We start from the raw sequence: 20,686 nt of genomic DNA, 5'->3' as shown, positions 1-20,686 counted from the left end.
CTACTCTAGTACTAACAAATTTTCAAAAGACTTTGTATTATTCCATCGATAAATACTGAAATCACGGCGATCGCTAGTTAAAATTCTCCCCTCATTCAAATGTTCTGCTAAAACTACCAAAGAAGCATCGGCAAAATCCATAGGTAAATCAGCATAGCGTCTCATTAGCTCAACCATGCGGGTTATGTGATGACTCTGAAAGTCAAAAATAGAAAAAGAGCCATTAGCAACTTCTTCTAAAAAATTAAACTGCACTACTAATCCCGCATCTCTTGCCAGTAAATAGCTAGTTTCCGTAACTACAGGATAGGTTGTAATCAATAATTCATTTAGATTAGTAACAGCTTGGACTGCACTTTTATGAAAACGATCTTGCTTATTACCCAAAGCAATGAAGAAACCAGTATCAGCGAGGATCATGTTTTTCGTCCATAACTTTTTGAAAATTCGCTTTTGAGTTAGCAGCTAAATCAGGATCACCATCAAAACAACCAATAAACTTACTCTGGCGCAATTTTGTTACATAGCCTTGCTGCTCAGAATTTTGTTTTGTCTTTAGTGCTGAAACAATAATCTCCATTAAGCTTAAAAGATCACTAGGCGACAGCAAAACCACTTTTTCCGTAATTTCTTCAAGTAACATAAATAACCTCGTTTGGTCAGTGATATGTAGGACAGGCAACACAAAGCGCCGCTATCTACATACATCCTACTCTCAAAAAATGCACCACAGGAAAATCCTCAATCGGAGTCGGGATAAACACATCCTCACCCGTATCCGCAAACAGAGGCAACTCCATCATGCTCTCATGGTGCAATAACTCCTTAAAACTAAAATCGCGCCTCTTGATCATGCTGCCATTTACAGGCGACCATTCCGAAAAAATGATCGGCTCAGGACGATCGCCCACCGTTTTTAAAGTCAACGCATCGCCATGAATAATATTGCGGCTGAGAATATAGCGTACCGCCTCCCGACAATCATCATTCGCTAAATCTCCAAAAAGCTCCGTATATTTTTGATCAAATATATTGAATAGGCGATCGCGACATTCCTGCACATTGTCTTCTAAAATATCAATTCCATAGATCGAAGAAATCGCCAAAACCCCATTCCGTTCATACTCTAGCTGTACCTTGCCATAGCGCATCTGCACAACTTGCAATTTTCGATCCAAAACCTCCGCCAAAAAATTACCAGTTCCACAGGCTGGCTCCAAAAATCTCGACTCAATCCGCTCAGTTTCCTGCTTTACCAAATCTAGCATCGCTTTCACCTCACGCTGGTTAGTAAACACCTCACCATGATCGGTCACTCTCTGCTTTGAGATTACTTGTTTCTCTGTGGTTTCTATACTCATAGTCTGAATCTACTGACCAGTTACTGCTATATCTCCAGTTTTCCCGCCATTCAACAAAATATTACCGCCATTGATGCCAATAATTTTAGCATCGGCATTATCACTATAACTATTGCTAAACTCAGCCGTAACATTACCCGCAATGACTGAGCCTTGATTGATAATGTCTCTGGCTTTTAAGAATACGGATTCGCTCTGTACTTCTCCTGGGATCTGAATACGATCATCCGAAATAATGCCAAAATTCTGATTATGTGCTTGGCTACCCACAATAATAGTCTCATAACCTAGACCTCCATCAAAATTAATCCCCGCTACAGTCGCACTAGTTGCTCCATCTAAACTTGTCCAAAAAAATGTGGAACGGCGATCGCTGGAAAATACAGCGCCATCAATATCAATAGGAAATTTGTACTGTATTTAGGTGTCATGATTGTTTGCTAATCTACTTTGCAACACAATCCAAGGATGCTCTAGCATTGCCACAAGCTGACCCGTAAATGGTGAACTCTGCGATCGGTTTTGGACAGTTAATAAATTTAAAAAGCGTTCGACATCCTCAAAATTGACCTGATGTTTTAAATAGCGCCCTAGGAACTGCCGCACAATGCGTCTTTGTAGTGCTAAGGGCTGTTCTCGCAACAATTCACATTGCAATCGCGGCGGCTCATTCCACACCACAGTAATATTTTCTTGAAAAAAGTTCTGAGCTTGATTCTCCAAATACCGCACATCCTCCTGCAATAACTCGGCGGTTTGCGCGATCGCTACTTCCAATTGCGGATTAAAATTTGCTTGCAAATAGGGAATTGTTTCTAAACGTAAACGGTTACGCCGATAGCTCAAATCCGCATTCGTACTGTCCTCCCAAATAGCAATCTGATTTTCCATACAAAAGCCTGCGGTTTCGGCACGACTCACATTTAATAGTGGACGCACCAACTCAATGCCATCGGTAAGCGATCGCCGCCAACTTAATGCCGCCAAACCATCGGCTCCACTGCCACGCATCAAATTATACAAGCAAGTCTCCACGCGATCGCTGCGGGTATGCCCCGTCACCACATAGCCGCAATCATGTTTTTTTGCCATTTCTGCCAACATCTCATAGCGCCAATGCCTAGCCGATGCCTCACTTTTAGGCACTATATCCGCCGTTCTCAAAATAAAATCTAAGCCTAAATCTTGGGCAAACCTTGCCACATGATCGGCATTAGCTTGAGAGTCTTCGCGCCACCGATGATCACAATGGGCGATCGCTAAGTGCCAGCCAAACTTAGCCTGCTGCATTTGCAAAAGCTTTGCCAAACAAATCGAATCCTGCCCCCCCGATACTGCTATTAAAATCTTAGGTTCTGGTGATGTGTTTTGGGGTAGTAGGGACAGGGGCGATCGCATCACCAAATTTAATTTAGTTCTTAGTAGCTTGGTAAATTGCATTCTCTAGAATAAAACTGTACAGACATTAACCACACATAAAAGATTTAAGCAAAATTAGCTACTAGTCAGAACCGAAAAATAAGGTATATTATTTTAAGTAATGCTAGCCACTTAATATCCTAACTAAGACTTAAAAACTTAAAATTTATCAAATCAAAACTTAAATTTAAAGCATTAATTCTTAAATTAGGTTATTTAACTCAGTGACTATCAGGATTCGGAAATTTAGTAAGAGAAGCTCTTGGGTGAGGAATTTAGCTAAAATGACATTCAAAATATCTAGATTAAACGGTTTACTATTAGCTCTAACAGGCACTGCGATCAGTATGGGCAGCAGTGGCGCAGTCAACCCTGTTGCTGCACAGTCAACCGTTGCTGAAGCCAAAGTCAATCAATCGGCAAAGGATCTGCGCTCCTATGCGCCAACTGCTACCGATCTTCCCCTAACTTTTAAGCCTAGCGACAGCATTGCTTTGTCCCCAGACACTGGCTCTAGTTTCGTTGACGCAGCTAAGCCTGGCAGTGCTAATGCTACGCTCATCGCTCAGTCTGGCGGTAGTACATCTAACTCCCCAGACATTCTTCGCAATCAACTTCTCATCCGCCCCATTGACGGTCAAACCAAAAATGTATTTGTGCGAAGAGTGTATACCCCCTCTCTCAATGCGGGTACGCCTGTCGCTTTTGGTTTACAAATGGGTGATGCCTTCATCAGTCTAAATGGCTCCACCGCAGGTCGGAACAGAGATACCGTCGATGGCAGTATCTCCATGGGTTTGGGCTTGGGTGATGCCAAGGAATATTTTGGTGTTGAAGGTGTATATAACATTAACAGTATTCGCCGCTTTGCCGAAAATGGTACTTTTGATGTTAAGGTGCACCGTAATGTTTACGAGGATGCAGACAAGCAAGTGGCTGTGGCAGTTGGCTGGACAAACTTCGCTAACTACGGTAAAGACTCTGGCGGCACTCGCTCCTCAGTCTATGGGGCAGCAACATATTCCCAATTAACCGATCCTCAAAGCTTAGAAAATCCTAAACCCTTAGTTGCCACTCTTGGCGTTGGTGGTGGTATCTATCGCAAATCTACTGCTAGAGACGGCGTTGGCATATTTGCTAACTTGGGCTATCAGTTTGACCCACAGTGGGGGGTTAGCACTGCATGGTCAGGTCAAGGCTTGAATTTTGGCTTAGGCTTTTTGCCAGATCGCACCTTGCCCCTAAACATTACCTTGACCTATTCCGATGTAACCAACAATAGTGATGCAGGTACACAGATTATTCTCGGTATCAGCTACGGCGCTAACTTTATTGGTAAGTAAAGTTGGCAAGTAAAATCGCGCTCACATTGGGGAACCATAACACCATCTGTTGCGCGTCTTGACGATGGTGTTTCTCAACACTAATCAACTAACCCAGTTTCAAATCCATGAAAAAAGTCCTTAGTTCATTGCTTGCTTCTGTCCTTTGCTTAGGTTCAGCTTTACCTGCCTTTGCGGGTCCTAATCCTGTGGGTGGTTCTTCAACTGCACCAGCTGGCACTGGTATTGGAACCATATTCCAATTTACAACGCCTTCGGGTAACATTGTGTACTCAGTTACGCTTAGTCCGGCTACTGCGACTCAACTCAGCGCCAGTATCGTTGCCTTTAGAAATGGCAGTTTCGGTCCCACTCTGCAAGGGGTAGTAAATCTATTGTTCCCTATTACTTCGCCTATTGCTGAAGGAGCTACAGTATCGATCAATATTAACAATCTTGGTAGTGCGATCGCTGCCTTTAACAGATCTTTAACACCATCATTCCTTGGCAGTCTTACGCCTTCGCAGATCTCTCAACTTCAGGAGTTGTCAAATGTGCTCAAAAATCTAAGGGCGCAAGTGGACTAGTAGTCATACTCAATGCAAGAAAAGAGGCTGTGCATAGCACAGTCTCTTTTTTTTAGATCAAATCAGAGTAGTCGCAAAAATTTCTTTTTACCGACCTGTAAAACTTTGCCCACAAGTTCGGTGCGGTCATTAAAGGTGCGATCGCCTAGTTTTTCGCCATCAAGTTTGACTGCGCCATTTTTGATTTGGCTTTGGGCCTCGCTGTTGCTTTTGCAGAGTCCTGATGCTTTGACTAGGTAATGCAAGGGGGCAGGGAAATTAATTTGAGTGAGATCAAATTCAGGGATATCGCCAAGATCATCGGTATTGCCAGCCAGCACGATCTTTTCGGCATCCTGCTGAGCTTGCAGGGCGGCTTCGGGGCTGTGATATTGACCAACGATCGCTAGAGCCAGTTGTTTTTGCTTTTCCCGTGGGTTTGTGGGCAGGGTGGTCAGATCGATGTCGGTGAGTAACTCAAAATATTTATCAACTAGGGCATCGGGGACTTTTTCGAGTTTAGAATACATACTCAAAGGTTCATCGGTAAGCCCCACATAATTGCCGAGGGATTTGGACATTTTCTGCACGCCATCTAAGCCCACTAGCAAAGGTAGCAATAGTCCAAATTGAGCAGGTTTGCCCTGACGCTGGGAATCTTTTAGTTGCAGGTCGCGTCCCACCAAAATATTAAATTTTTGATCAGTGCCGCCTAGCTCCACATCGGCAGCGATCGCTACGGAGTCATAGCCTTGCAATAGAGGATAGAGAAATTCATGGAGATAAATGGGATTGCCCTTGTCGTAGCGATCGCTAAATCCTTCTTTGGCAAGCATCTGTCCCACGGTCATACTGGCTTGCAAGTTAATAATATCCTGCAAGTCTAGTTTGTTTAACCATTCACCATTGCGGCGCAACTCGAAGCGATCGCTGGAGAAATCTAAGATTTTTTTGGCTTGCTCTAAATAGGTTTCGGCGTTGTAAGCCACCTCATCGGGCGTGAGGCGGGGGCGTGCCTCAGAGCGTCCTGTGGGGTCGCCAATCTGGGCGGTAAAGTCACCAATAATTAAAACTGCCTTATGTCCTGCATCCTGAAATTGACGCAATTTCCGCAATGCCACTGTATGACCTAGATGCAAGTCAGGACGGGTGGGATCGATCCCCAATTTGATCCGCAGGGGGCGATCCCTTTTAGCGAGGCGATCGCTCAGGTTTTCCGATTCACTATTAGGGAATATTTCAACGACACCTCTTTCTAAGAGGGTCGCCTGTGTTTGAGGAGCAGTTTGAGGATCGATACTTGAGGGCATTCTAAAAAATTTGCTAAAGACTTGATTGCTTTGTCGCTATACATCATATAGCAATCCTAGAGTGCTTTGCGCTCATACCTAAATCTAGCAAAGATGTTGAAAGCGTCGCAAAGCAACACTTTTAACATCTTCGCTTGTAATTATTGTAACGACACGTAATCATTGGGACATTTAACTTGTTTACCATCAAATTCTGGTAAGCCGCTCTCCTTAGTGGAGGGCTGTTGAGATTCACAAAGAATCCCTAAAGAAGAAAGCTCAGCCGCCGCTCCAGAATTGCTGAGATAAACGACACCAACATAGCTCTTGAGTCCATCTTTTTTTGCGATCGCTGTATTTACAGCTATACCCACATAATTTTTAGTGTTGATCGTTTTAATTGAGTCAACAATTTTTATTGTATATCGATAGTCCTCCGATTCTGACTTAATGCCAATGCCAATTTCGTCGATTGTTTTCCCCCATCTATTTCTTTCTAAAAAATGCGCTTGCTGCCCTCTATTCATAGCACCCACATAGGTTTTGGCTTCTGATTGTCTAGCTTTGTTGGCTTGATTGGCAGAGGGATTAGCCTGCACATTGGCATCCTCAGGCAAAATTGCAACATCAGATACTCTGGTAATTTTGCCCAGTTCGAGCGTTTCTTTTTCGTTACTAGGGTTTAGCGCCGTGATTTTACCGTCATTGTCAATCAAAATCGTGATCGCTGGCGTGCCTGCGGGAGCATCATTGGCTTCTACTTTCCAAGTTCCTGCTATCTGTGACTGTGCAGATTTACCCAAGAAGTTAAATGCAGTTAAGGCAACTGCACCAATAACTAGCATTGAGCCTGAGCCAAGGGCAAAGTAAAGCCAGTTTTTTTGATTACCTGAAGTTTGATGGGACATATTGGAGAATACTATAGTTTAGTATTTAGAGAGTTGGATGCAATGCTCTAGCTTCTATCGATCGCGCCTAGGCGATCGCCTAAGGGGAAAAACCTAAATACAGCCTTACCGATTACATTTTGCTGCGGCAAAAAACCCCACACATGGGAATCATTGCTGTGATTGCGATTGTCGCCCATCATCCAGTAATAGCCCTGAGGTACTGTCACCGTCCGCATATTGTAAAAAGGTGGCTCGGCAATGTAAGGCTCATCGAGGGGTACGCCATTGCGATAGACCTTACCGTTAACAATGGCAATGCGATCGCCGCCCATACCAATCAAGCGCTTGATATAGGCTTTGCTGTTGTCGTCAATGGCGGAAGAGGCAGGTGGATAAAAAATGAGAATATCGCCATATTGGGGTGGTTGCCAATTTGCCGAAATCTTGTCAACGAGAATGCGATCGCCCACTTGCAAAGTCGGCTCCATTGAGCCAGAGGGAATGAAACGCGGCTCCACTACAAAAGTCCGCAATAACGTGGCAACCACCAAAGCGATCGCAAAGATGGTGATCGTATCGCCGTATTTTTGCCACCAAGATTTTGTAACTACAGAAGAATCAGTTTGTGTTTGCGTTGACATGAATAAAACCTAATAAAACCTACTGCGGACGTGCCAATACACCAGCACGATTATCAAGAGGCCAGTAACGAAACACTGCCCGACCCACTAAATTTTCTTCTGGCAAAAATCCCCAAGCATGGGAGTCCAGGCTATTGTTGCGATTGTCTCCCATTACCCAATATTGATTGTTGGGTACAGTGAAATAGGATTGTCCATCACGCGATTGAATATCCCTAGGGCGAAAACAGCCAGAACAGAGGGCATCATCTGCGGTGGGCAAAGTATATTTAATTGGCTCAGCGATGTAAGGCTCATTGAGGGGGAGATCATTAATGAAAACTTTGCCATCTCGAATACTGATGCGATCGCCTGGTAAACCAATTACACGCTTAATGTATACCTTAGAAGCATCAGGTACAACAGGATTAACGGGCGGGTTAAAAACAATTATTTCGCCACGTTCAGGTTTTTGCCAGCGCATGGAGATCTTGTCAATAATTAGCCGATCATCTACCAACAGGGTCGGCTCCATGGATGTGGTCGGAATAAAGCGTGGCTCCGCGATAAAAATCCGCACCCCCACAGCCAACAAAACCGCCACTGCCACCGTTGGTAGATTGTCTACCAAGAAATTCTTGAGCGAGGGCTTTGGCTCTTGTTCTGGCAATGAGGGGGGATGCTGAGGCTTAGGTCGATCGCTGGATTTATCGGAGGACATAGGATATGTTTGAAGCTGCTTCAGGAATGTAAGACTATCTTAGAGCTAAGTTACAAAATTTAGGATTTTGGTGGGATTTTAGAAGAACTTTGGTGGAGTCAAGGTTTGGTGGCGCTAGGAACTTCAATGGCGCGATCGCCTGATAGTCCAAACTCTTGGTGAATCAGTTTGAGAGCAGATTCGGCTTGATGTTCACGCACAACACAACTGACCTTGATTTCCGAGGTGGCAATCATCTCAATATTAATGTCTGCTTCGGCTAAGGCGCTAAACATTCGCGCCGCGATCCCTGACTGATGAACCATATTTGCGCCGACAATACTAACTTTGCAGATATGCCGATCGCTAGTGACAGCGCCATAGCCCAAAATTGGGGCATAATTTTTGAGAGCAGTTTCGGCTTTGTCAACATCCGCGATCGCCACCGTGAAGGCAATTTCATTAACATCGCGATCAGACTGAGACTGGACGATCGTATCAATGCTGATATTTTGCGCCACCAACTGCTCAAAGATCTCGGCAGCCATGCCTGGGCGATCAGGAACCTGCTCCACGGCAATTCTGGCACGATGCCGATCTAGTGCCACGCCGCACACTGGTGCATGGTGATCATCTGTGGATTGCGAAAATTCACAGGCACGATGGGAAGACTGCACTGGCACATTAAAGGCGGTCTGCATGGCAGCGATCGCCGCTTCGCCATCATTTGCGGCAATTACACAACTAATTTTTATTTCTGAGGTGGAGATCATTTGGATATTGATCCCCGCATCGGCAAGGGCGCTAAACATCTGTGCCGCCACCCCCGGACGACCAATCATGCCCACGCCGACAATACTAATTTTGGCAACGTTAGAATCTACCGTTACCGACCTTGCACCAATCTCTAAACTGCGGCTGACCACCTCCGCCATCTGCAAATGACTTTGGGGGATTGTAAAGGCGATATCATTCACCCCTTCAGTTTCCTGCACAGCTTGAATAATCAAGTCCACATTCACCCCCTGCGATGCTAGAGATTGAAATAACTGTGAGGCGATGCCTGGGCGATCGGGAACCTGCAAGAGGGCGATTTTTACTTGGTCATAATCAATGGATATACCCTCCACAAAGCGATTGACCTCCAAGGCTTCGAGATTGCCCGTACTCAGACGAGGAGCCGTGATTACCGTGCCTGCATCCTCCAGCCAACTTGATCGCACACACATTTTTACCCCAAAGTTCCGCGCAATTTCCACAGAACGTGGGTGCAATACTTTTGCTCCCAAGCTAGCAAGCTCTAGCATCTCGTCACAGGTAATCTCGGTGAGCAGTTGCGCCTTCGGCACGATGCGGGGATCAGTGGTTAAAATGCCTGGTACATCGGTATAGATCTCGCAAATATCAGCTTTGATAGCCGCCGCGATCGCCACAGCCGAAGTATCAGAACCGCCACGCCCCAAAGTTGTAATCTCTGTACTCGGTTTCCCTGTTTGGGGATCGACTGCCACACCCTGAAAACCTGCCACAATCACGACCTTACCCAAATTTAATGCCGCCTGAATTGCCTCTGGCTCTACATACAAAATTCGCGCACGGGTGTGATTTGCCTCAGTGACCACGCGCACCTGTGAACCATTCATGGCGATCGCGGGCTGTCCCACCGCTTGCAAAGCCATACTCAAAAGAGCAATTGTCACCTGCTCACCAGTCGCTAGCAGCAAATCCATCTCGCGCTCTTGCGCCGCCATTGTCGACAGGCTCAGGTGCGAATTTGAAACTGCATTGGCGAGGGCAACTAGACCATCCGTAGTTTTGCCCATCGCTGAAACCACGACCACCACTTGATTACCTGCATCAACTGTGCGTTTGATGCGATCGCGCACTGCTTTAATGCGATCGGCATCGGCTACAGATGAGCCACCATATTTTTGAACTATTAACGCCATTCGTTAGAGAAATCTTACAATCCAGTTTACCTATCATACATTTGAGACTGCGATCGCTATAAAGATCTAGAGACTAAATGATTGCTATGATCGCGAGAGCTATCTTACCAGCAGCTTGCCAAGTCTTTGTGCTTCTGAGAGAGACTCACCGTTAGCAGTAAATACTAAAATATTATCTGCGGTTACATAGTCCATGTCATGCGTAATAACTTGAATTTGTCCAGATACTGAGTACTTGATAGCTTCAAGAAGAAACGGATCGTATCCATCTAGAGCCTGAGTTTGAAATCTAGCCAGAAATGCCTGTGTTGCCTCACTATTTATAGTGAAGTCAGCCGATATTCCGAGACCTTCTACCTGACTCCAAACCGACTGAACTTCAGCAATAACATTAGCTCGTTCGCTGGGCAAAGTATGTCTGTATTGCTTGAGCGTTAACGATGGTTGACGATTTTTATTCTTGTAGATCTCATATTCGGTCTTTTCTATTAGATGAGCAAGTTCTGCAAGAATTAAACCTGAGTAAAAGATTTTCGCCCCAGCAATACGGGCTTTTTTAATATAGGGAATGTACTTACCAATTTTAATTTGTACTTTCTCCGCTTCATTTCTTGCTCTCTGAGGGCTTGGATCTGAGAATCTAGCAAAATCAGAACGGGCAAGATGTGGCACAGAAAATCTGGAATAAGTCTGCCACAGCCAAACATTGGTATCTACCAAAAAAGATTCGTTTGGCTGTGGGGTATCAGTTGTAATGTCAATTACTTCTGCTTGGACATTGAGTTGAATTGATGGCATAACTAGAGGCTAGCAGCATACTCCTCAAGTACAGTATCCACAGCCTGTCTAGACTGCGGATCGGCGTAGTACTGCTTTGCATTGTCAACAACTCGCTTGAGGACGTTATGCCCCATAGGAGAGAGAGCTTTGAAAGTCAACAGATGGTTCAGTTGGTCAACAACAATCTTATGTTGTAAAAGTTGACCGATCGCATAGTTAAAAAAAGCAGAAGCAAATACTCCAACATCCGTAAAGTCTAGCTCTACAGATTTACCTTGCTCTAACTGAGGATAGATAAGATCATATAACTCTTGTCCACTATCACAATCAGTAGCAAACTTGCCTGTAATGTCGTATACCTTATAAAGCATGATTATTCTCCCTAATTAAAATCTGATGCTGCTATTTTCTGAAACTCCAGAATCAAGGCAGTAATAAGTCTCACTACATTTCAGGGTGATATTAATGAGTGTTCCCGAAAAATTAACTTTTTGTTTTTTATATTTAATCCCATTATGTTCGATCTTGACATAAATGTCATTACTAAAAATTCTGAGAATACCCTGATTACATCTGACAAATTCTTGGAGCAGACTTAGCCCTAAGCCTCTGCACATATCAGGGACTGTACTAGTGCCAGCCTTAAGCGCCCATTTTAAAGCGTCTTCTGATGACAAGCATGAATTTTTAGGTAAAGATCTAACTTTAGTGGGGATGCCAACGCCAAAGTCAATTACTGAAAGCTCTAGACATCCTTTTGTTGGATAATGTTGCCCACAACTAAATATTCCAATTTCGGACTGACTATGCTCAAAAGCATTACCATAGATTTCAGATACCTGACCTACTATTACATCTTGCAATTGCGGACTAATCCTGAGCCATCCCCTACCCAGCCATTTGTCTAAAAGATAATCCATAATCACTGACTTATCTTGTTGGGAGTCTCTTCGATAAGGAATAGAATTGCCATCCCAAGATTCTTGACTTTCACCAAAACAATTCAGAAAACCATTTTGGGCTAAGTTCATGCGTATCTTGGGATCAAGTGTATTCCACATAAATATGACCTTTCCTCCGTTATCCTCTATGAAATGTGCTAGCCCACCGAGAAAAGCAACTCCATTATGACTTAAGAATTTACATTCATGAAAATCAAATTCAATGTGTAGATTGTTTTTTAATGGCAGTTGAGAAATTTGATCCCATAGCTCGAACAATTTATTGCAATGGTCTGACGTATTCCAAGTAGTCGGAATTGAAAAGCGTTTTGTCATAGATATGGGACACTTGGAGGCTGCTTTACTTTTGTAAAAATACAAGACTTTTTTAAATATCTTACAGAAATTTCTTATCATTATATTTCTAACAGTGATGCCAGAATTGGCAAAATCAGGCTCATTCGCTTAAAAATCACATCAGACAAAAAATTTAGCCGTTGTAATATTCAAAGTTTTTTTGTAAACCATTAAAAGTTTTCTGGGATACATTGCGATCGAACGAATTGCCAAGTATTGTTTAAAATAATCCGTAAAATAATCTGTAAATTCGTCCTAAATGCTATCCAATGGTATTCAAGCCAAGTAGCAAGGGTGAGATTGTACTTAACAAGGAACTGTCTTTTATGCAAATGGGGTCTGTTTCTCCACTAGTTTTGATCATTCTGGACGGCTGGGGACATAGAGAAGATACCGAGGGCAATGCGATCGCCGCAGCAAATACTCCCGTCATGGATAGCCTGTGGAGTACTTACCCCAAAACTCTCCTCCAAGCCTCAGGGAAAGACGTTGGTTTGCCAAAGGGGCAAATGGGCAACTCAGAGGTTGGTCATTTAAACATCGGTGCAGGTCGGGTCGTCCCTCAAGAATTAGTTAGAATTTCTGATGCTGTCGATGATGGTTCGCTATTGTCAAACCCAGCCTTAGTTACAGTTTGTGAAAAGGTCAAAGCCACCGATGGCAAACTGCACCTAATCGGACTCTGCTCCGATGGTGGCGTACATTCCCACATTGATCATCTTTTGGGATTGCTGGATCTCGCCAAGGTGCAGCAAATCAGCGATGTATGTATTCATGTCATTACCGATGGACGCGACACCCTCCCCCACTCAGGGATCAATTTCATTAAGCTGTTACAAGCACATCTCAACAAGATTGGCGTTGGTCGCATCGTCACCATGAGCGGGCGTTATTTTGCGATGGATCGCGATAAGCGCTGGGATCGGGTGCAGAAAGCATACGAAGTAATGACTAACAATCAAATTACCAGCGAACTCGCCGCCGCCGATGTTCTTACCGCCGCCTATAAGGAAAACATTACCGATGAATTTCTGCCGCCTACCCGCATCGCTTCAGGCGCGATCGCTCCTAATGATGGCGTAATTTGCTTTAACTTCCGCCCCGATCGCTCCCGTGAAATTACCCAAGCCCTCGTTGCCCCAAATTTCTCAGGCTTTGAGCGCGAACTAATTACGCCCCTTGCCTATGCCACTTTTACGCAGTACGACAGTTCCCTGCCCGTACCCGTTGCCTTTCTGCCCCAAAATCTGACTAATTTACTCGGTCAGGTGGTTTCTCGCCATGGACTCAAGCAACTGCGTCTAGCCGAAACCGAGAAATATGCCCATGTCACTTACTTTTTTGATGGCGGCATGGAGGAAGCAAGTGAGGGGGATGATCGGATGTTGGTGAATAGCCCCAGAGTCTCCACTTATGATCAAGAACCCGCCATGTCGGCGACAGAAGTGACCGAAAAAGCTGCCGCCGCGATCGCTAAGGGCATTTACTCCCTAATCGTGATCAACTATGCCAATCCCGACATGGTGGGACATACTGGCAACTTTGCCGCCACCGTCAAAGCCCTAGAACACGTTGATCGCTGTTTGGGTAATCTGCTGGCGAGTATCGCTAGAGCAGGAGGTACAGCCCTCATTACCGCCGATCATGGCAATGCTGAATATATGTGGGATGAGCAGGGTAATCCTTGGACAGCGCATTCTAGTAACCCTGTACCATTTATTTTGGTGGAAGGAGAAAAACGCAAAATCTATGGTCATGGAGCCGATGTGCAGTTGCGCCAGTCAGGCGGTCGCCTCGCCGACATAGCTCCCACTATTTTGCAGATTTTACAACTGCCCCAACCTGAAGAAATGACAGGAGTTTCTTTGTTAGAAACTGCCGCCTATGAGGTCAGGGGCATTAAAACCCCAGTTCATATTGGTTAGGGTTACATTAAACTCTAGAAATATTTTTGGTTATCAATGCTTGCGCTAATAATCAAAAATATTTCTGTACTACTCAAAACCGCAACAGGCTGTAAGACCAGATGCAATCGGCAATCACCACAGAAAAATTTGACATAGAACAATGTGACGCAGGAAATAACATAGCCGCAGACCGTGAGGAGTTAGCTATGGGTAAGTTGATCGTGGTTACAGGACCGAGCGGTGTCGGCAAGGGTACTTTATTACGCAATTTACTAGAGCGCTATCCCGATCGCCTCACCTTTTCGATTTCGGCAACTACGCGATCGCCTAGAACTGGAGAAGAGCATGGGCGGGAATATTGGTTTTGGCAAAGGGCAGAATTTGAAGCAAAGGTTGCTGGGGGAGAATTTTTGGAATGGGCGGAATATGCTGGCAATCTCTATGGCACTCCCCGCCAACCCATCGAGCAGGCGATCGCCAATGGGCAAATTATAATTTTAGAAATTGAGTTAGAAGGGGCGCGTCAGGTGGCGCAGTCATTCCCTAGTGCAAGGCGCATTTTCATTGCCCCGCCATCAATGGCAGTTTTAGAAACCAGACTCCGCGATCGCAGCACCGATAGTGAAGCTCAAATCGTCAAAAGGCTCAGTCATGCCCAGATAGAAATTGCGGCGGCGGCAGAGTTTGATTTAACCATTGTTAATGATGATCTAGAAGTTGCCTTGCAAACCCTCGAATCGGCGCTAATGCTTCCCTAATCCCCCCATCCATAATTTAGATATCGCCATGCCTAAACCCACCAAATCATCCCCCGCCCCAGAATCGAATTCTGCAAACAATAGCTCCAGCCCAAAAATAGTTGTAATTACCAATGGCAAGGGTGGCGTTGGCAAAACTACCACCACGATCGCCCTAGCGGGTATCTTGGCACAGGAGGCAAAGGTGTTAGTGGTGGATGCTGATGTGCAGGGGAGTCTGTCTTGGTGGGTGAGCCGTAGCGATCGGGGTATGGGTTTTGATATTGCCAAAGAGATCGATCCCACCCATCTTAAAAAATTGCCGAAATTGAGCAGTTACGATCTAGTATTGGTAGATACACCGCCAGCCTTACATTCCCATGCCCTCGCAACCGTAGTGGCGATCGCCGACTATTTAGTTTTGCCTAGCCCCCCTGCACCGATGGACTTAACCGCCCTCATTGATACGGTCAAAAGTACGGTGCGCCCCGCCCAGGTTAAGCACCGTGTATTGCTAACCCGTGTCGATCCCCGTTGCATCAATGAGGCTCTGGAGGCGCAAAATACCCTCTTGGAAGTGGGCGTACCTGTATTCCATGCCTTTGTGCGAGCCTATAAAGCCCATGAGCGGGCGGCACTTGAGGGCAAATTGGTGACTGAGTGGAAGGGCAAAAACGCTAAGGAAGCGGAGGCAGACTATCGGCGGGTGGTTGATGAGTTGCGCCGCGATATTTTGTAGTAAATAGGTTGCTTCGCAACCTATTTACTAATCTCTTGATCATTTGTGAATAGTATGTCAGTTAAGAAAAAAGTTGGAATTTCAGATTTGTTGCGCGATGAGGCACAAAAAGGCACTGATGAGTCAATCCTTGAGATCAAAGCCGAAGTTGTTAATGAGCAAGCTGCTCCCGTAGTCTCTGCCCCTGCTAATGTTGCTGCTAAGGCAGACCCATTGACCGCCGCCCTAGCCCAAGTTAATGCCCTAGAGTCTGCCCTCGCTGCATCCCAAAGCCGTGAAGCCGACCTGCAAAAGGAATTGCAATTTAGTAAAACCAATGTGGAACTTTTGCAAAAGTCATTAACGGCGATCGAGACCCTCAAGAGTGACCTAGAGCAGCAGTTGGTAGAAGTCAAGCGCGATAATCTCCGCCTAGCCGAAACGAACATTCAATTATCAGAACAGGTTAAATCTTTAGAAGCTCAACCCGCAGTTACTTTAAATAAAGTTGATTCCGCCCAGTTAGCCGTGCAGCCTGCCCCCAATCATCGGGCAACCCCACGCAAGCAACCCGTTGAACAACCCTATCCCCACCGCGATCGCAACCCCTATGCCCGTCCCACAGGGTCAAATGAGCAGTTGCAGAAGATCAATAATAAAAATATCGGTTGGATGGATTAATAGTATTCAGAGCGCCTAGAGCGGTACAAATCCCGAACTACTTACAAATTCTTGACCACGGGGCGATAGGGCAAAGTCAATAAACTCCTTAACGGCAGGGCTAATTTGACGATTGACCGCAAGGGAAATCGTGCGACTAATGGGATAATTGCCATTTCTGATATCTTCAAGGTTGGTGGGCATTACCCCATTAATTGGCACAATTCGCACAATTTCTTGCCCCACTGCTTGGGATACGGTTGTGTAGCTAATGCCATCATCCCCCAGCCTTTGCAAAATGGCGGTGGTTTCATCCCGTTCCCATGTTACAAAATTAGCTCCATCAGGGGCAAAGGGTTCATCTAATAGCACCACGCTCCTAAATAGTGACTGTGTGCCACTGGCATTGGCGCGGTTGATTACTTTAATGGGGGCATCGGCTCCGCCCACCTGCGACCAGTTAGTGATTTTGCCCTGATAAATATCCCTTAGCTGTGCCATGCTCAAGCTGCCTTGAAAAGGATTTTTGACACCGATGACAACGGCGAGGGCATCGCGAGCAATGGGAATAGCGCGAATACCTTGGCGGATCTCTTCAGGAGTTAGCGATCGCGAGTTGGCAGCAATGACAATTTGGCGATCAGCTAAAGCCTTTAAACCTTTATTTGTGCCGTTAGGTTTCCCATCGGGAATACCAAAGGTCGTTGGGATCGCTGGATTTTTCTGAGAGTAGCCCACTTGGAATTGCTTAATTAGGCGCACCATCGTGACACTGCCATCCATGTTGATTTCTTTGGGATTGGGCAGAGATACCTCAATGTCTTGCATTGGGTTGGCGGACGGCTTGCTGGGACTAGCAGTAATATTAGGACTGGCGATCGCTGGTGTGGTAGTTGATGGGGCAGATGTGACTGTTGCTGATTTATTTGCCTGATTTGCTTGCGAGAAAAACCAATAACCGCCCCCTGCCACACCTGCGGTCAGCAAAATGCTCAAGCCCAATACCAAGTTTTCATTCCCAGAATTTGACATAGTTGTTACCTAGGCTTACAGCTATCACCAAGTTTATCAGGTCATTTAGAGCTTTGCATGGGTGCAAAACCATAAAAGCAGGGCTAAGCCCTGCTTTTATGGTTCTTGTTACGGTTCTGACTTTTATGCGGATGGAGAGACTCGAACTCTCACATCAAAGATACTAGAACCTAAATCTAGCGCGTCTACCAATTCCGCCACATCCGCTTTGGTGTGTTCAATTATGACCGAATAACACTATACAACAAATTTGTTAAAATGCAGCATGATCAAAAAAAATAATAAATAATAATAAATAATAATAAATAATAAAAAAATTTATTTGCGTCAGCGATCGCCAAATTAAGTGCCTAAACTCCAGCCACAGAAAATCGATCTAGAGCAAACTTACCCCTGCCCCTGCCCTCGCAGGCGTGGCAACCTGATGCCCATCGCTCTTACCGATGCCTTCGGCTGCGATCGTTGCTCTTTACTATTTGAGTTAGAAGAAGATGGCTATAAAATATTGCAGGTTGGTGGACTAGATCACCATCGCCACACTTGGCAGTGGATTGGCAAGTGGCAACCAATTCGCGATGACCAGCAGCAGCAGCCATATCCCTTCCTAGAAACAGCCCTAATTTATGGGATGTCTTGTCTATTTTTCGCATTAATTATGCTCTGGGCGCTCAACCTCAAATCAGTTTTAATTGTCCCCCTAGTCATATTATTGTTTACGATCATAGGCTTGTTGGTATGGCGAATTGTCTTGCTGCGTCATCGAGATTTTTAGGAAATAATTGAGAACAAAATATGTCACCAGAAGACCTAACAGGCTTCCTTTATAAATCCCACGTCGCAGCATTGCAACTAGGACAAACCTCTAGCCATGTACGCGATAATTTGTTGCTAAAGCTTGCCGAATCGGTCAAACATCATAAAAACCTGATTTTAGAAGCAAATACTTTAGATCTGGAATCAAGTCGCGAGATGGCTGTGCCTGAACTGCTTTTAGAGTGGCTCAAACTCACTCCAGATCGGCTCAATAATATAATTGATGGTCTTAAGCAGATTGCCAGCTTATCCGATCCATTGACATTGCAAGGGGGGCTTAATGGCTATCAGCGTGTGCCTTTGGGGGTAGTGGCTTTTGTATATGAAGGTTTTCCGCATTTGGGGCTGATCGCGGCAGGAATGTGTCTAAAGGTGGGCAATACAATCATTTTGAAAGGGGGAACTGAGAGCAGTCATACTCAACAGGCGATCGCTAATATTGCACGCAATGTTTTGGTTGAGCAGGGCTTTTCTGAAGCCTGTATGACTGTACTGCCCATGGGTGTGACCTTGAAGGAACTAGTTGTGCAGGAAAAATATTTACGGCTAGTGATCTCCTATGGTCGTCCTAGTTTTGTGCATCAAATTAGCAAACAGGCAACGATCTCGGCTTTGCCAATGGCTATGGGGAACTGCTATTTGTATTTAGCCCCTTCAGGGGACTTAGATTTTGCCCAAGACGTGATTTTGCAAAGTCGTAAGGGCGATCCTGATGCAGTCAACGCGATCGATAAGGTGGTAATCCATCGGTCATGGCTAGAGCGCGGCTTGGGAGAATGGATTTGTCGGTTGAAAAAACAGGGCTTGCGGGTGCGGGGCTGTCCTGCGACAACAGCATTCTTTCGGCAATGGTTAGAGTCTTTGCAGAATGAGTCTCTGGGGCAGAGTTTTCATGATCTGGCAATTGAGTCTGAGGATATTTGGGGTAGTTCTTATTTAGATGAGACGATCGCTATCAAAATTGTGGAGGATATTCAGGAGGCGATCGCTTGGATCAATCAATATAGTAGTGGTCATGCGGATGTCATCCTGACTGACTCGCTATCGGAACGCGATCACTTTGTGGGTCAGGTCAACAGCAGCAGCATTTTTGTGAATGCCCATAGTCGCTTTAAGCGTTGCGCCCGACTTGGAGATAGTGGTGATATGAAAATTGCCTTGGGAATGTCGAGTCTCAAAACTAGGGGCGCATCTAGATATCCTGGCATGATTGACATCTATGCGCTCACGACAACTAAGCAGGTGCTAACTAGTCAACTTTCCTATCACAACGGACATAAGGTTTAGGGCTGTGCCGTAAAACCAGTAACCCTGACAGGGCAAAGTACTGTAGTTTTAAGCTGCGTTTTTAAGTAGTTTCTCTAGTTTTTCTATGGGCGATCGCGGTGATAGGCGGGGTAACTCCTGCTCTTGCTGTTGAGCATTGACCAAGCACAGGACAGGGATCTCATATTGGTAGCGATCGAACCATTCTGAGTTAGTGGTGATATCTCTAGTTTCCAACTCAAATTCCACATTTTTGACCTGTTGTAATTTTGTTAGCAAACCCTCACATAAACAACAGCCCTGCTTACTATACAAAATTAATTTCATAGATTTTGAGATACCTCTGTTGAATTTATCCCCATTATGTTATATTATTAGTCCGTCAGAACGCATAGCTCAGTTGGTTAGAGCACCACGTTGACATCGTGGGGGTCGATGGTTCGAGTCCATTTGCGTTCATATTTAATACTTCCTCTCAGTCAATGTTAGTAAACATTCTACGAAAACTATGCTGGTTAAGCAATTAGCTTTACCACTACTTGCAGATCACTATCCACTATCAAATGTATCGGTCGGAATATTTTTGTCATCAGGTTTATTCATGCGATCGCTAAATATGTTTTTGACGGAATAGGCGATCGCTAAAGTTATTTTTGATGGAATAGGCGATCGCTGATAAAAATTATGGTATGAAAACTCGGCGTGTCCCTAAATAATTATCTAGATATAGAACTGTTTCTAGAAGGCGGTTTAGACAAAGATATCGATAATTACTATCAGTTAAAATTCGCTTAGCATCTCCAACTGTGACAACGGGCAGAGAGGTAGAGGTGTTTCCTTCTTGCAATACTTCTTCTAGTGAGTCTTTCCCTTTCATTCGCCTATTGGCGGTTAGCAAGAGCATTTGGTTTGCTTGAGCAAATCGCCAAACTACGCGATCGCTGCTATTTACTGGTAATCCCACATCTTCTAATAATGCAAAACGAATAGGTAATAAATCCAACCGGCCTTGATTGGTGAGTCTTCCTGCCAAAAGCAAGGCATGACCTTCAATATTATGATCAACCAAAAAAATCATACTAAAATTTCTGGTCTGGCGTGAAGTTTTGCTTTTTGTGTTTGCAGCTTTTCCCAAATTGCTTCTCGTCCCTTTGGTGGTAGCATTTTGGAGAGTTGGGAGATTAAGTTGCGATTTTGGTCATCATAATATTTTCGCTCATGTGGGTAAATAGGTGAAAGGAGGGACAAGAAGACGGCGGAGGAAGTCAAAATCAATCCAACGTAAATTGTAAGCCCACTCAAACATGGCTACATAGAGATGCAGATACTTTTTATGGATACCGCGAAATGGACGAACAA

General features: G+C 44.9%; 25 protein-coding genes and 2 tRNA genes. 10 read left to right on the top strand and 17 right to left on the bottom strand.

Going from position 1 to position 20,686, the window contains the following annotated elements:
- From H6F44_RS12935 to tilS, 5 genes are all read right to left on the bottom strand, one after another.
- Entirely contained in the window at nt 1-420 is a 420-nt protein-coding gene (locus H6F44_RS12935) for a type II toxin-antitoxin system VapC family toxin (protein ID WP_190351378.1), read from the bottom strand.
- Nucleotides 407-643, bottom strand: a complete 237-nt coding sequence (locus H6F44_RS12930) for a hypothetical protein (RefSeq protein ID WP_190351377.1) — start codon at nt 641-643, stop codon at nt 407-409. Before H6F44_RS12930 ends, H6F44_RS12935 begins: the two co-directional genes overlap by 14 nt.
- Before the next feature lie 55 nt (nt 644-698).
- Nucleotides 699-1,361, bottom strand: a complete 663-nt coding sequence (locus H6F44_RS12925; protein WP_190351376.1) for a DNA methyltransferase family protein — start codon at nt 1,359-1,361, stop codon at nt 699-701.
- Between the two features lie 9 nt (nt 1,362-1,370).
- On the bottom strand, nt 1,371-1,631 hold the full coding sequence (locus H6F44_RS12920; protein WP_190351375.1) for a hypothetical protein: 261 nt from the start codon (nt 1,629-1,631) through the stop codon (nt 1,371-1,373).
- A 150-nt stretch (nt 1,632-1,781) separates the two neighbouring features.
- A complete protein-coding gene (tilS, locus tag H6F44_RS12915) occupies nt 1,782-2,801 on the bottom strand; it encodes a tRNA lysidine(34) synthetase TilS (protein ID WP_190351374.1) in 1,020 nt (339 codons plus the stop codon).
- Between the two features lie 263 nt (nt 2,802-3,064).
- Here tilS and H6F44_RS12910 point away from each other — a divergent pair, with 263 nt between their 5' ends.
- Both H6F44_RS12910 and H6F44_RS12905 read left to right on the top strand, forming a co-directional pair.
- Complete coding sequence (locus H6F44_RS12910) at nt 3,065-4,123, top strand: hypothetical protein (RefSeq protein ID WP_190351373.1); 1,059 nt, start codon at nt 3,065-3,067, stop codon at nt 4,121-4,123.
- Between the two features lie 107 nt (nt 4,124-4,230).
- Nucleotides 4,231-4,689, top strand: coding sequence for a hypothetical protein (locus tag H6F44_RS12905; protein WP_190351372.1), 459 nt, complete (start codon nt 4,231-4,233; stop codon nt 4,687-4,689).
- 62 nt (nt 4,690-4,751) lie between these two features.
- On the opposite strand, the gene tyrS is transcribed toward H6F44_RS12905, so the two are convergent.
- The 8 genes from tyrS to H6F44_RS12865 all read right to left on the bottom strand — a co-directional run bounded on the left by tyrS (nt 4,752) and on the right by H6F44_RS12865 (nt 12,173).
- Entirely contained in the window at nt 4,752-5,978 is a 1,227-nt protein-coding gene (gene tyrS, locus H6F44_RS12900) for a tyrosine--tRNA ligase (RefSeq protein ID WP_190351371.1), read from the bottom strand.
- A gap of 140 nt (nt 5,979-6,118) precedes the next feature.
- A complete protein-coding gene (locus H6F44_RS12895; protein WP_190351370.1) occupies nt 6,119-6,865 on the bottom strand; it encodes a type IV pilin-like G/H family protein in 747 nt (248 codons plus the stop codon).
- Nucleotides 6,866-6,912: 47 nt separating this feature from the next.
- The gene (lepB, locus tag H6F44_RS12890) at nt 6,913-7,488 is read right to left on the bottom strand and encodes a signal peptidase I (RefSeq protein ID WP_190351369.1); all 576 of its coding nucleotides are present in this window, start codon (nt 7,486-7,488) and stop codon (nt 6,913-6,915) included.
- Between the two features lie 19 nt (nt 7,489-7,507).
- Nucleotides 7,508-8,188 (bottom strand): signal peptidase I, encoded by a 681-nt coding sequence (gene lepB, locus H6F44_RS12885; protein ID WP_190351368.1) that lies wholly within the window; start codon nt 8,186-8,188, stop codon nt 7,508-7,510.
- Between the two features lie 98 nt (nt 8,189-8,286).
- The gene (locus H6F44_RS12880; protein WP_190351367.1) at nt 8,287-10,116 is read right to left on the bottom strand and encodes an aspartate kinase; all 1,830 of its coding nucleotides are present in this window, start codon (nt 10,114-10,116) and stop codon (nt 8,287-8,289) included.
- A gap of 99 nt (nt 10,117-10,215) precedes the next feature.
- Nucleotides 10,216-10,914, bottom strand: a complete 699-nt coding sequence (locus H6F44_RS12875) for a hypothetical protein (protein ID WP_190351366.1) — start codon at nt 10,912-10,914, stop codon at nt 10,216-10,218.
- Nucleotides 10,915-10,916: 2 nt separating this feature from the next.
- Nucleotides 10,917-11,267, bottom strand: coding sequence for an STAS-like domain-containing protein (locus H6F44_RS12870; protein WP_190351365.1), 351 nt, complete (start codon nt 11,265-11,267; stop codon nt 10,917-10,919).
- A 15-nt stretch (nt 11,268-11,282) separates the two neighbouring features.
- Nucleotides 11,283-12,173 carry an ATP-binding protein gene (locus tag H6F44_RS12865; RefSeq protein WP_190351364.1) on the bottom strand — a complete coding sequence of 297 codons (891 nt, stop codon included), beginning with the start codon at nt 12,171-12,173 and terminating at the stop codon, nt 11,283-11,285.
- Nucleotides 12,174-12,520: 347 nt separating this feature from the next.
- On the opposite strand from H6F44_RS12865, the gene gpmI reads away from it, so the two are divergent.
- The 4 genes from gpmI (at nt 12,521) to H6F44_RS12845 (ending at nt 16,237) form a co-directional block, all read left to right on the top strand.
- Nucleotides 12,521-14,119: a 2,3-bisphosphoglycerate-independent phosphoglycerate mutase gene (gene gpmI / locus H6F44_RS12860; protein ID WP_190351363.1), complete on the top strand. Its 1,599-nt coding sequence runs from the start codon at nt 12,521-12,523 to the stop codon at nt 14,117-14,119.
- Nucleotides 14,120-14,307: 188 nt separating this feature from the next.
- Entirely contained in the window at nt 14,308-14,859 is a 552-nt protein-coding gene (gene gmk, locus H6F44_RS12855; protein WP_206754464.1) for a guanylate kinase, read from the top strand.
- 28 nt (nt 14,860-14,887) lie between these two features.
- Nucleotides 14,888-15,577 (top strand): ParA family protein, encoded by a 690-nt coding sequence (locus H6F44_RS12850; protein WP_190351361.1) that lies wholly within the window; start codon nt 14,888-14,890, stop codon nt 15,575-15,577.
- A gap of 54 nt (nt 15,578-15,631) precedes the next feature.
- Entirely contained in the window at nt 15,632-16,237 is a 606-nt protein-coding gene (locus tag H6F44_RS12845) for a hypothetical protein (protein ID WP_190351360.1), read from the top strand.
- A 15-nt stretch (nt 16,238-16,252) separates the two neighbouring features.
- On the opposite strand, the gene H6F44_RS12840 is transcribed toward H6F44_RS12845, so the two are convergent.
- On the bottom strand, nt 16,253-17,248 hold the full coding sequence (locus tag H6F44_RS12840; RefSeq protein WP_190351359.1) for a phosphate ABC transporter substrate-binding protein: 996 nt from the start codon (nt 17,246-17,248) through the stop codon (nt 16,253-16,255).
- Nucleotides 17,249-17,374: 126 nt separating this feature from the next.
- Nucleotides 17,375-17,455, bottom strand: a tRNA-Leu gene (locus tag H6F44_RS12835).
- 139 nt (nt 17,456-17,594) lie between these two features.
- On the opposite strand from H6F44_RS12835, the gene H6F44_RS12830 reads away from it, so the two are divergent.
- Both H6F44_RS12830 and H6F44_RS12825 read left to right on the top strand, forming a co-directional pair.
- The gene (locus H6F44_RS12830; protein WP_190351358.1) at nt 17,595-18,020 is read left to right on the top strand and encodes a hypothetical protein; all 426 of its coding nucleotides are present in this window, start codon (nt 17,595-17,597) and stop codon (nt 18,018-18,020) included.
- A 20-nt stretch (nt 18,021-18,040) separates the two neighbouring features.
- Nucleotides 18,041-19,348: an aldehyde dehydrogenase family protein gene (locus H6F44_RS12825; protein ID WP_190351357.1), complete on the top strand. Its 1,308-nt coding sequence runs from the start codon at nt 18,041-18,043 to the stop codon at nt 19,346-19,348.
- Nucleotides 19,349-19,396: 48 nt separating this feature from the next.
- Here H6F44_RS12825 and H6F44_RS12820 read toward each other — a convergent pair whose 3' ends face one another.
- Nucleotides 19,397-19,654 (bottom strand): glutaredoxin family protein, encoded by a 258-nt coding sequence (locus tag H6F44_RS12820; RefSeq protein ID WP_190351356.1) that lies wholly within the window; start codon nt 19,652-19,654, stop codon nt 19,397-19,399.
- A gap of 58 nt (nt 19,655-19,712) precedes the next feature.
- Between H6F44_RS12820 and H6F44_RS12815 the strand changes: the two genes are divergently transcribed.
- A tRNA-Val gene (locus H6F44_RS12815) sits at nt 19,713-19,786 on the top strand.
- Between the two features lie 49 nt (nt 19,787-19,835).
- On the top strand, nt 19,836-19,961 hold the full coding sequence (locus H6F44_RS23575) for a hypothetical protein (RefSeq protein WP_277874122.1): 126 nt from the start codon (nt 19,836-19,838) through the stop codon (nt 19,959-19,961).
- A gap of 48 nt (nt 19,962-20,009) precedes the next feature.
- Here H6F44_RS23575 and H6F44_RS12810 read toward each other — a convergent pair whose 3' ends face one another.
- Nucleotides 20,010-20,405, bottom strand: coding sequence for an ACP S-malonyltransferase (locus H6F44_RS12810; RefSeq protein ID WP_190351393.1), 396 nt, complete (start codon nt 20,403-20,405; stop codon nt 20,010-20,012).
- Between the last annotated feature and the right edge of the window lie 281 nt (nt 20,406-20,686).

It is taken from the genome of Pseudanabaena cinerea FACHB-1277, assembly GCF_014696345.1.
GTDB classification, from domain to species: domain Bacteria; phylum Cyanobacteriota; class Cyanobacteriia; order Pseudanabaenales; family Pseudanabaenaceae; genus Pseudanabaena; species Pseudanabaena cinerea.
This window is presented reverse-complemented; position numbering and strand designations above follow the sequence as displayed.